Raw genomic sequence first — 11,900 nt, forward strand, 5'->3', positions numbered from 1 at the left:
TTACAGCAATTTCAGCTAGCATCTAATTTTATGTACTTCCTAGATACAACACATTCCTTCCATTATCTGAACTAGGTATATGATAACCCATATTGTTACATTTGCAAGAAAATATTGGAGAAAAAAGAGGCGTTGAGTAGCTCTAATCTCCCAAAGCCAAGAGATCCAGCGACTTTGAATGCGCTGGGTATTTTTCGTACTACCAAGTTGTTCGCGCAATCGTATGACCCAAGTAGCTCCTTAATGTAGCGAAGGTCTGTTCCGTTTCCTAACAAAAAAAGAGCCCCACACAAGTTATATCAACTCATGTGAAGCCTCTCTTCTAATTCATGTTTCCTACGACTTTCACTCGAAGCCTCGTCGCATTTCCTGGATGATAAGCGAGCGGAGTTTCTTCCACTTCCACGAGCTCAACCGTTGCCGGATCGGCGCCAGCAAGTACCGCCTGTTTCACGGCTTTTTCCCGAGCATCTCTTAATGCTCCCTCACGGGGCTCTGTAGAATAGATGTAAATCTGCTCATATTGGCCGCTGATTTGGGCAATACACGCACCAATGGCATTAGCCACGCCCCCGTTCTCAGGCTTAATCATATGGGATACCCCGCGAATGGGGTCCGGAATCACGACACTGCCTCCGCCTACCAACACAAGCTCAACATCACCTGAAGATGTCTTCATTTTATCAATGGTCTGTTCAATGATGGCTGCAATTTCGCCCTGCACCTGTTTAGCAAAGTCTTCATCCAGATGCGCTACCAGGCTCTGATCCCCGACATCTGCAAGACCCAGCCGAACGGCAATGTCCGTAGTTGTGAGCGTATTCCCGCCAAAGACAAGCGCCTCTTGTCCAATCCTGTATCCTACACTGTCCGGACCAACTGTAATTTTGCCATTCTCCGAGCGCACGATGCTTCCGCCGCCCAGTCCCACTGAGATAATATCCGGCATGCGGAAATTCGTGCGGATATCGCCCACCTCGACTGCAACCGACGATTCCCTCGGGAAGCCGTCCTGCAAAACGCCGATGTCCGAAGTCGTGCCGCCCACGTCGAGAACCATCGTATCTTTGATTTTTGCCAAATAAGAGGCACCGCGTATGCTGTTCGTAGGTCCACAGGCAATGGTCAGGATCGGAAACTGTTTAGCGTAATCTACTGACATTAAGGTACCGTCATTTTGGCATAAAAACACCGCAGCATCCAATATGCCTTCTTCTTCTAATGCCTGCACAAACCCCTCGGTTGTCGTTTCAATGACCTTGCACAATGCCGCATTGAGGATGGTCGCATTTTCCCGTTCGATTAAACCAACCGAACCAATCAATGAAGAACAGGAAACAGGAAATTCAGGTCCGTACATTTGATGGATGAGATCGCGAACGTGGAACTCCTGGTCATTTTTAAGGGATGAAAATACGCCGATGACCGCTATCGATTCAATACTACCGCGCCACTCCTCCAGAAGTGCTGTAATTTCGTCTTCATCGACTTCTCCAAGCAATTGGCCATCGTATTCGTATCCGCCCTGTACGAGAGCATATTTACCCGACAGCTTCTGAACCATATCCTCAGGCCAGGACGTGTACGGAGCAACGGAAGCCGTTGCCGGGTACCCCAGACGAATGACACCGACTTGGGCCAGCTTTTTTCGTTCAACAATGGCATTGGTGCATTGTGTTGTGCCTAACATGGCATGTGTGATTTGATTTTTATCAATATTCGCCTCCTGCAGCAGCTGCCGGAGCGAGGTTTCAATCCCTGTGCGAATATCCAAGGTTGTTGGGGATTTCACCGCATGGATCAATTGATGATTCTCGTTCAAAATGATGGCATCTGTGTTGGTGCCGCCTACATCGATCCCGATTCTATACATTGTCAGCCACCGCCTTTTTCACCATTTCCTCAAGTGGTACATAATCGTAGTCATAGCCGAAGTATCTTGGACCTGCCGTCTGGATTCCCTCATCCGTTCTCCACTTTTCATGAGCGGGTAAGCCAATAACCCGTACGCGTTTACCGTATTTCAGGCTTTCTGTGGTCACAGGCAACAACGTTTCGTAATCAACCAGACAGATCAGATCGGGCGTCATCGCTACCACCTGACCGTTCTTTTCAGCAATCAGGTTTTCATTTTGAAAATGAACCTTCATCTCCCCGGCTTTAAACGCCTCGATGCCTTCAAGATGCATGCAGCCGAGATTAAATCCGCCCTTGGTTTCACGGATGACATCCACAATTTTTCCTTGGAATAGCTCATAGCCGGATACCCGTTTCAACAGTTCCTCAAGCTTGTCCTTGGCATCTCGGTTCTTCGATGTAATGATTGCTCCGATCTGTTCGGACAGGGTTACGATATGATGAACGCCACTCTGCTTGATTTGTGCACCCGTTGCCGGATACAGGCTGACTAAAGAACTGGCCCCCATTTCGACTGTAGCTACCCTGGCGAGCCGTTCTGTCCATTTGTTGTCAATGGTCTCAAAGATGCCAATATTCCCTTTCTCATCCGTTATGGCCATCGGTGTCGCTGGAATGCCGTCCAGGTTAAACGTCACCATCTGAAGCTCCGGGAACGCGCGGCCCATACCGTCACAGTCGATCAGAGGCAGTCCCAGCTGTGCCGCAACAACAATCGGAATCATGGAATTGACGCCCCCGGCTTCCATCGGAAACGTACCCGCAATCTTGTCTTTTCCTAAATAATTCGCTAATTTCTGAAAAACCTTCACAAACTCGTCCCCACGAGGGAATTTCTCCACTAATACGGAAGGCGCCCCCATCATCGCGGCTGGAATGAAAAAGTCCTCATCCCCAATCTCGTCCACGGAATATAGTTTGACAGGTCCAAACTTCTTAATGGCCGAGAGAGCCATCAATTTTCCGATATAAGGGTCTCCCCCTCCACCCGTTCCCAGAAATGCTGCTCCGACGGCAATATGTTCAACAGCTGTTTCATCTAAATATCTCATTTATGATTCCTCCAATATAACTGTCTTCTGAGCAAATAAACGATAGCCGATATAATATATGACAAAAGAAATGACAATTCCGGTCAACGGCTGATTTGGTACCTGGGGCAGGCTTGGGAACAAGGATAACACGACAGGCGTGCAAGCTATGATCGCACCCACAAGCCATGAGACAACGCCCAACACGTTCACGCCCTCAACCTCTTGCCAGCGTCTCTTATCCCCTTTGCCAAGCACCCAATACGAAGCAATCATCACGCCTGCCACCGGCGGAATCATAGCCGACAGAATGGACATGATCGGAGTAAAATAGTTAAGTATACCAACGACAGCGAGTACGGTCCCAAGGGTTCCCGCAATGCCGACAGCCCACTTCTCTTTCTCCTTCGAAACGTTGAACACGTTAATTAAGGCAAAACCACCTGAAATCACATTCACAAGATTCGTTTTCCATGTAGCCAAGATCAAAATCACACCGCCAACAAACGGCGTCATGATGCTCAAAAAGGTGGCTGTGATATCGCTGGCTTGGTAAGCAATCGTCAGAACGGCTCCTGCACCAATCATCAGCAAGCCTGCGGGAACAATCCCGAATAGAGCGGCTTTCAGGACATCAGAGCGTTTTCTCGAAAATTGAGAATAATCTCCCGCGATGACTGCCCCCAGCGCAAATGAACCCAGGGTTACGGCCAGTCCGTCGGTAAAATTCATAACGGCCGCCGGCTTATAATTTTGGATGATCTGCAGAGAGTCCCCAGTCAATGCTTCGATCAGACCGTATACGCTGATTCCGATCAATAAAGGGACAGCAATATAACTGATCACCCGCAGCACTTTAACGCCGTACATGGCCGAAACGACCATCACAAGACCGCAGATGAGTGATGACAGCGGTACTGGAATATTTATACCGATCTCGGCGAGCAGATTGGCCAAAGCTTCCCCGCATACATTCGCCTGAATCCCGAACCAGCCAAGACAAGCAATAGCGAGGATAATGGACAAAATCGTTCGAGACCCTGTTTTGCCAAACACCTGACCTGCGACCTGAACCGTCGGCCTTCCCAAATCCGTGCTTTGAATCCCCTGCAAAATCATGAGCAGCACAATAATGGAGTAACCTACTAACGTGACAAGCAATACCTTCGATACTCCCATGCCAGCAATCAGCGCATTCCCTACCAACAAACTCGGGATGCTGATGACTGCGCCAGCCCAAATGATCCCGAGACTGAACCAGGATTGATGCTCTTTAACGGCTTTCATATGATCTCCCCCAATCCTGTTCGTTCGAATATTGTTTTCTTATTGTAAAAGATGAAGGAGGTCAGCGTCTTTTTCAGAAAACAAAAAAAAATCCGATGTTTTTGTCTTATTGGACAAAACATCGGAACTTTTAGTCATGAATGAGACGGTAGACCATGCAGGCGATATAAACATCGTACGATTCGGAATTAATGGTCACATCATATCCGATGAGCTCGCAAATTTTTTTAATGCGATATTTCACCGTATTTTTGTGGACGAACAACAGCTTGCTGCAATCATCCATATTCCCCTTCGCATCCAGCAGAAAAGTCATCAGGGTTTTCAACGCGTCAGGGTCGTCCATAATTGGCTCCATCACGGACAGGCATTCTTCAGTGATTTCTTCCCCTTGCTTACTGAGGTCTATGGCTCGTTTCATGGAACGAACTTCAGCTGCGGTGTATAGTTTGCGGTGATGATAAATGCGGTGAACCTCTTTAGAGACTCCGTTAACGAGCTGATACATTCGGCGTACGTCCTGTGTGTTACGCATTCTCGGGGAATAAACGATGCTTGATATGTCAGCGATGAGACCCGTCGTTTCGATATATTCCGCTGCGATTTCATACTCATTGTATTTAGAGGAACAATTCCCTAGCAACACGACAACGCAGTGATCGATCGTTTGAATGACCGCGGTTTTATAATATTGCAGGAGATGTGCTTTTAAGTCTTCCCTTACCCTTCTTTCCTCCGACAAATCCCGAACGTACACGAGCCACATCATTTGAATCCCGGATACGTCAATATGGAGCAAACTGGCCAATCTGCGCATTTTTTCGCTTTCGTCATTCACGATGGCTTTGACCAAAGCGTACTCGCTGACGTCATTATGCTTATCTCCCCACAAATTGATGGCCACCTGCACCACTTCGCTAATTTGATCCATCGTCTTCGGAGGCAGCTTCGTATTCTCTTTAATGAGAAACAGGTAAAGGACCTCTCCGTTTTTTTGATGAACACGTTTGTATTCAACAAAGCAGGACGAATCCAGCTCGCCTTCTCCCATTCTGCCGTTCAAAATGGAAGGCGCCATGGACCGGATCAGACTCGTCACATCAAGCGATGAATTGCGCGGCCACATGACACGATTGATGATATCCAGGTTGCTGTTTGTCAGAACGATGTTCGCTTTCATCCGGTCCGACAGCAGTTTAAGGGTAATTTCCACACTCCGCAAATGTTCCGGCAGCAGCGAGACCTTCTCCAGTGATTCATTCACAAAATGCTCATTCACCTTCTGATTGCTTACGATTGCCTCCATGGCTTCATAAATGACTTCATTATACCTAAGCGAGTAATCGTTTCTCGGCATGCAAATGATAATAAAATTCAGCGATTCTGCCAGCTCAAGCACTTCATCGGCGATATCCGGCAATACAATGCCAACATAGTATAAAATCAATCCCATCTCACCAAGGTCATGCAAATATTGAACCGTTTGGCATTGCTGCTCCACGCTGTCCTTAATGGAATAAAAAGAGCTGATGACCAACTCTTCAGCATACCATTCTTCTTGAACCGTTTGAATAATTTGCGAGAAGAAATTGACATCCGCCACTTCCAACACTGACAAAGAGGAAACGGTCTGATGAAGCCTACTTGTTCCAGTGATTACCTGTGCTCCTCTAAATGAAGGAAGCTGCAGTAAATCTTTAACGGTTACCCCAATTCAACCACCACTTTTTGTTCAATTCATGCTGCTATGTTTCAATCTGTACGTAATCTGTATCTATAATAGATCATTTTATCCAGAAGGAGTTTCTCTTCGTAAGAGCTTGTTAAAACCAGGCTATGATCCGCGACATAACGAAGCAGCTAAGATAGCTTTCATTATATATTAGTATAACCCTCGCTATGATAAGTAACCAAGTAAGTTCCCTGGCCAACTATGAAATATAGTTATTCATATCAAAAAATTTTTCTAATTATTTTTATTCGTTCATTATTGAATTCAAAAGTATACATGTTTCTGGATTGCAATTTGTAAACTGCTTTACGATTTTCTCATTGCATTTAAAGCATTCTCAAAATAGCTATATACTTCATCTGCAATTCCCAGAAACTCTTCAACAAGTACATTACTATCCAAGTAACAAGCATACAGATACTCAACTAAAGCCGAGTCAATCTCGCAATACTTTATTATGGCATCCTTCATCTCAATAATGTCATCTTGCCATACACCTGTATCTACAATAACCAAAGAGTATAATGCACGAATTAATCTCTTCGAATACCCTTTAATATATCTAGTTTTCAGCGTGTCATCACTAGCATTAGAAAGTGAACGACGTACATGATCTACTTCTTCCTTGGTCTCTGTATTTAAGTCTAGAATGAACTCTGGGGAAATAACGATCGGTGGTACTTTTTCACCAATATCATCACCATATAGGCAAACACAGATGATCTTAACCCAAAAACCCCACTCATTCGGTTTACTTAATACATCGTCAATTGAGCAAATTATCGTATCAATCTTAGTGACCATTGGATATTCTTTCAAAAGCCTGTCTTTAATTTTTGTCAATCTTTCGTAATCAATATCTTTGGGATTTTCACAGACAATAGTAAAGTCCGCATCTGACTTAAAAGGTGTAGCAGTTCCTTTGGGAATTGAGCCACACATATAAACGCTATGAATCTTACCTTTAAATTCGGTAAGGATCTGATCTATATACTTATCAACCAAATCCTTATATTCACTTTGTATTTCAATTTTATTTATAACTTTTTCTAGTATCATATCGACTCCTCCTGAACTAAGGTTTTCTTTTGGCAAACATTCTTGCTTTTATGACTAGCGAATGCTAGGTGTCCGGCCCATGCGAACTGAGGACGAATGTCCAATGTGTAAATATTATGTTAAGCGGAGTTACGTATATTAATGAAATACTACAAATTCTTTGGTTCATATTGGCGGAAGAATCCTCAACATAACATCTAATTTGTCATCATAAATTTGGTGCTTATGCCAAACTTTATTGGAAACAATTATGCATGAGATCATAAAGTTATAACTAACATTCTCTTCCGAAATATGTATGATTAAAGAAGACGTGTTATTATACTCTTGATTTATATTACCCATAACACTCCATGTAATTGTATAATCTTTAGCATCGAAAGTAGGATCAATTTCTATTTCAAGTCGATAGGTATCACCAGGTCTTAGATAATTTTTTATTTCACCCTGTAAATCCCAAATGACCCCGGTGCTTGATGAAATTAAGTCATTCCTATATTTTTCGTTTCCTAAAGAATCGGAAGCTTTAATAATCTGAGGCACATTATAATCCATCCCTATGTTCTCCCTTAAATAATAGTTCTTTAACGAGTCAATTACGTCATTAATATAACAAACCACCTGTTCAGCGTTTCTAATGGATATTGGATTAGCATGAGATAAATTATTTCTAGTCGGGGCTAGTCTGTTTAAAAATGTTCGTGCTTCCTCAAGTCCATCGGGATAAGCCTCTTGAAGCGGATCCTTAAAAAAAGTTTTATAAAATTTGGGGTTACATATAATATTTATAATGTCCTCTAGTAATAATGCATCAACTATTCTACTATATCTTCCTGGTCTGCTCTGTATTCTACTTGTAACTTCTTCCCGTATAGACTTCTTGAACAGATAATTTCCATCGGAGTACACATAGTTAATATAATTAGCACCAAAATGTTTCATGAAAATTTCATGAATAAGCCTTCTAGTCCAAAATTCAAATATTTCAATTTGTTGCTTACATATTATTCTGAGTTCTTCATTTGTAAGTTTAAGAAATAGCATTTTATCATTCCTTATAAAGTAATCTCGCCTAACGTTCCTGTATTCACGACTCAGCGTATGCTAGGTGTCTAGCGAATGCCGGACCTAGAACGAATGTCCACAGCGTGAATATTATGTTATGTGACGTGCTATGCTTCTTAAATTCTCTACAATATATTCTCTGTCTTCTTTATGAATTCTTTAGTCACTACTCTGTATTCAGATACTAAATCTATAAGTAGTGGATCCTCTAAAATATCTGGACTGATAAAATCTCTTATCCATTCATCGTAAACAAGCGCAAGGTTATATGCTTTATCCAGATTAGGAACAGGTTCCAAGTAATTTAGATCCCTATGTGCAGAATAACTATTACGAAATTTAGTTACCTTCTGCCAGTATTCTTTCCATGTAGTTGAATCCATTTTTGCTTTGTTAATAATTTCAATTCTATCCTCATTATTTAATCCAATGTGTTTCCAATGTGTCGGATTACTTGTATCACTGCCAAAAACCATACACCAATGGTTTAAAGATTGAAGATAATGGGCATTGATTGTGCAGTCAACAAATGATTTATATGTACCTGCCTTGCTACTTAATAAATGAAGTTCTTTATAGCTGATGTAGTAATAAAGAAAGTCTCTTATAACTGGCATTTGTCTTGAAAAAACATCAATGTTATAAGACATACTGAACCCCTCCTCATTTGTATTGTGGCATTTCACATAACCTCCTGTATTCATGAACCTCTCAGAGGTTGTCTGCTGAAATTCCTCCCCGTGATTCATCCAGGAGACCAAGGCTCCAAAGGAGACGTAGCTTGAATATTATGTTATATGTTGTCGACGCTTCAAAGAGCTACTCAAATAATTCTTCCATTTCAATATTCTTTAATGATTCAAAAAAACTTCTTGCGTCAAAAAAATCTACCTGAATTGAGGTGCCTTGAAAATTTCCTATTACCTCATGAATAATCCGTTCTTTATTACTCACATCGTATATACCGTAAGCAATTTTTTGAATATCTGATTTTTTGATCGCATCAATTATATGTTTGTCACTTTCTTTATCAAGAGACTGTCCGTATATGGTTAAAGCTTTAGACGTCTTCATTAATGCACTGTAGCAAAAGCTTAAATATTTGTTGTTTAAAATCTTATTCAACTTTTGCTTCCAAGTGCCTTCTGATATGTATAAAGGAAAGTACCCAGACTCGTATGTTTCCGTAATTGTATCTAGTAGAGGTAGATCAGTTCTTCCAATTGGATTTCGTTTAGTAGTTATTTTGATAATTTCCCCTTTATCCATATATAAATGTAGTGATCCATGAAGGTAATAAAGTCTTACTGGGTTTTTATCTGACGAGACTCCTGGCCCAGCACCAAAAATTATCATTTCAGAGTCTTTATCATACCCAAAGCTGTCTCCTACTGCTCTAACTTTATTAACTTTATTCAATGCCCAATAGGCTAATAAATCATAATTCGTGGTAAAGACCTTCTCTTGAAAAAGCCTGAATGTTGTTTTAAGATCATTATCTTGATCCATAGTAAGTTCTTGCGGCTCAGGATGTACTTTTCGTACTGTTTCTATTAATGCACCTTTGATTCTCTCATAACTTTCAGCAACACCAACAAAATCTATATCAAATATTTTGTTGGTATTAATTGAAGTATCTAAAACACGAAGAGCATACTCAAAATTTGTCGTATTTAGTTCTCCAAACAAATTAATGTCTTCATCTATGAAGAGTTCTTTTGCTTCTTCAAAAAGATTGCTATACATAAATCTACTTCCGAAGTTAATGGAAAAGCCGTTTCCGAATAGTAGGTTAGAGAGATATGTTTTATCGTTCTCTACTAACTCTTCGAATGTTTTTAATTTCTCCATGTTTCTATCACTCCTGTATGATTTGTCGATTGCATATAAAGCTCCTGTATTGATGAACCCCAAAGGGGTTATCTGCTGAAATTATTCCTTGAAATCCCTCCTCAGACGCCAAGACTCCAACGGAGCCGTAGCTTGAGTATTATGTTATGTGATGTTCAGTCCTTCTTCGAGTTCTCATTCAAAATCATCTCTTGGCCCGTATCTTAATGTCATTCCAGTCCAATCACTTACCTCTCTCCATTTCACTTTCTTGGAGCAAATCCAGTTTACATTAGAGAATTTATAGGGTTCATCTGGATTCCATTCACTATCATTAGCCCAGTAAAACAAACCATCCCTATGAAAAAAAGCCGATCGAATCGTAATTCTCTGGACTTGGATTAACACATAATTGAACCAATTCATCAAATATAAATTCAATCGCTGTCGGTTCTGTGTTTTGTCCTTGAATGAGTAGTCTAACTCTACGATCACGGTTTGCTGATACCGACATAGAAAGGCCTTTATTAACATAATGATCTGTCCACATATAAAGCTCTTTAATGCATGAGTCGTGAAACCCACCAAACAATCTCATTAATTGATCAATATCGTTTTGCTCATTTATTTCTTCCCATCGATTTTTTGTCATTTATTCATCTCACTTCGACGTTGTTTTGAAATGTGTTACTGAATGTTACATAACGTTGTTGTATTCACGACGTCCGGCGTAGCAAGATGTGTCTGCTGAGATACCTCATTGATTTTCTACAAGCAGACCAAGGCTCCGTAAGGAGCCGAAGCTTGAATATTATGTTATGCGAAGTAGATTAGCTACAGTGAAGAATCTTTAATTTTTTGGAATTGATCATTTATCAAAGAAATACAAGCTCTTATACATGCGTTCCTAAATTGTCGATATGTTAACCCAACTTCATATGTAATTTGATTATATCCCTCATCCTTTTTCAACTTAGCTTTGACTATATTTAAAATTCTTCCATCATAATCTTCTTCATTAAAATGAAATGTCCAGTAAACTCCTTCATGTGCAACATTATTTCTAATAGATGTCATAAGTAAAGCGAACTCCGACATACTTATTTCTTCTTTATAATAAACTTCATCGTTAATACCAGAAATAGTTATACTTTCTTGAATAATTTTCTTATCATCTTGATTAAAATAGTTCTCAAAAAAGTGAATTGATATTTCTTGTTTTTTCAGTTTTACTGCTGGAATGAAACCATATAGTGACTCGATACAAGTAATCAAAAAGAAGATACTTAAGTCTCTTCTTCCAGGTCGAATTATATCTATCTCGTCAGATAAAGTTATCAATCTCTGAGCAGTATTTAACATTCTGCGCGGCACCAAACTTTGGGAGTAGTTAAGTTTCTCTAATATAAAATTGTTTGCCTCTTCTTCTTCCATAAAATAATCACCGAATAATGCTTGGTGGCTTTGAATCAATTCTGTCTCTAGATTTCTCATTTGTTCTTCAACTCCTTAAATGATCTTGATCTATTTCGCATAACGTTTCTGTATTCACGACCCGACGTATGTCGGGTATCCGGCGAATGCCGGATCAAGGGCGTATGCCCGCAGCGTGAATATATTGTTAAGCGATGCTTCTCCTTGTATCTTTTTTGCTTTATAGATACATTTTTAAGATTCAAACGCTTTATGATGGATATTTGTTCATTTTTATTTCTATCTCTTCATACTTCTTTTCGACATCAAAGCGCATCAAATCAATAAAATCCCAGTCACTAATTATTTGCTCTTCATTGCATTCAAGATGATTTTCCCATGCTTCAAGTAGAGTAAAATATAAATATTTGAATTCTCTGCTGTCATTCTCAATATACTCCAAGTCAGGCATAGTATTAATTACCGGAAACTGTTTTTGATGGAGTTTTAATTCATTTTTATTTGAAGCTAATTGTAATCGGCCATCAAAATCTATACATATACGA

At 40.6% G+C, this 11,900-nt stretch carries 11 protein-coding genes; all 11 read right to left on the minus strand.

Annotated elements, in window-relative coordinates; all coding sequences use genetic code 11:
- Window positions 1-322: 322 nt before the first annotated feature.
- Complete coding sequence (locus AC3WQ3_RS24665) at window positions 323-1,873, minus strand: hydantoinase/oxoprolinase family protein (protein ID WP_492473954.1); 1,551 nt, start codon at window positions 1,871-1,873, stop codon at window positions 323-325.
- A complete protein-coding gene (locus tag AC3WQ3_RS24670) occupies window positions 1,866-2,969 on the minus strand; it encodes an S-methyl thiohydantoin desulfurase family protein (RefSeq protein ID WP_492473955.1) in 1,104 nt (367 codons plus the stop codon). Before AC3WQ3_RS24670 ends, AC3WQ3_RS24665 begins: the two co-directional genes overlap by 8 nt.
- Window positions 2,970-4,235, minus strand: a complete 1,266-nt coding sequence (locus AC3WQ3_RS24675) for a cytosine permease (protein ID WP_492473956.1) — start codon at window positions 4,233-4,235, stop codon at window positions 2,970-2,972.
- A 130-nt stretch (window positions 4,236-4,365) separates the two neighbouring features.
- A complete protein-coding gene (locus AC3WQ3_RS24680) occupies window positions 4,366-5,949 on the minus strand; it encodes a PucR family transcriptional regulator (RefSeq protein ID WP_492473966.1) in 1,584 nt (527 codons plus the stop codon).
- A 324-nt stretch (window positions 5,950-6,273) separates the two neighbouring features.
- Window positions 6,274-7,026 (minus strand): nucleotidyltransferase domain-containing protein, encoded by a 753-nt coding sequence (locus AC3WQ3_RS24685; protein WP_492473957.1) that lies wholly within the window; start codon window positions 7,024-7,026, stop codon window positions 6,274-6,276.
- 165 nt (window positions 7,027-7,191) lie between these two features.
- The gene (locus tag AC3WQ3_RS24690; RefSeq protein ID WP_492473958.1) at window positions 7,192-8,070 is read right to left on the minus strand and encodes a hypothetical protein; all 879 of its coding nucleotides are present in this window, start codon (window positions 8,068-8,070) and stop codon (window positions 7,192-7,194) included.
- 146 nt (window positions 8,071-8,216) lie between these two features.
- Window positions 8,217-8,741: a hypothetical protein gene (locus tag AC3WQ3_RS24695; protein WP_492473959.1), complete on the minus strand. Its 525-nt coding sequence runs from the start codon at window positions 8,739-8,741 to the stop codon at window positions 8,217-8,219.
- A gap of 169 nt (window positions 8,742-8,910) precedes the next feature.
- Entirely contained in the window at window positions 8,911-9,942 is a 1,032-nt protein-coding gene (locus tag AC3WQ3_RS24700) for a DUF4917 family protein (protein WP_492473960.1), read from the minus strand.
- A gap of 337 nt (window positions 9,943-10,279) precedes the next feature.
- On the minus strand, window positions 10,280-10,573 hold the full coding sequence (locus AC3WQ3_RS24705; protein ID WP_492473961.1) for a hypothetical protein: 294 nt from the start codon (window positions 10,571-10,573) through the stop codon (window positions 10,280-10,282).
- Between the two features lie 182 nt (window positions 10,574-10,755).
- Window positions 10,756-11,415: a hypothetical protein gene (locus AC3WQ3_RS24710; protein WP_492473962.1), complete on the minus strand. Its 660-nt coding sequence runs from the start codon at window positions 11,413-11,415 to the stop codon at window positions 10,756-10,758.
- A 190-nt stretch (window positions 11,416-11,605) separates the two neighbouring features.
- Window positions 11,606-11,900, minus strand: a 295-nt coding sequence (locus AC3WQ3_RS24715) for a hypothetical protein (protein WP_492473963.1), incomplete at its 5' end; no start/stop codon positions are given.

Source organism: Paenibacillus sp. FW104-T2 (assembly GCF_058789975.1).